This is a genomic window from Rhizobium sp. SVR5-9E (genome assembly GCF_056755095.1).
Window position 1 is genome coordinate 1 of record NZ_JBNDHS010000695.1, and the last position, 239, is coordinate 239.

Here is a 239-nt window from a genome sequence, read left to right on the forward strand (position 1 = left end):
GTATTGGCCGTCACCGTGTGGGTGCCTTGGTTGTATTGCCATGACAGTGTCGACGGCGCGGTGGTGTCGAGCGTGAAGCTCAAGCTCGTGGCGTTCGAGATATTGCCCGCGATGTCGATCTGACGGACTTGCAGGTTGTTCACGCCTTCGGTCGCGCTGAAGGTCGTGTTCCAGTGCGCGCCGTTGTCGATGCTGTATTGCACGGTTGCGCCGGTTTCGATGCCGGAGAGGTTCAGCGT

1 protein-coding gene is annotated in these 239 nt (G+C 59.8%); it reads right to left on the minus strand.

Annotated elements, in window-relative coordinates; translation table 11 throughout:
* On the minus strand, positions 1 to 239 hold a 239-nt coding region (locus ACPYOJ_RS36585), incomplete at both ends, for an Ig-like domain-containing protein (protein WP_481420568.1).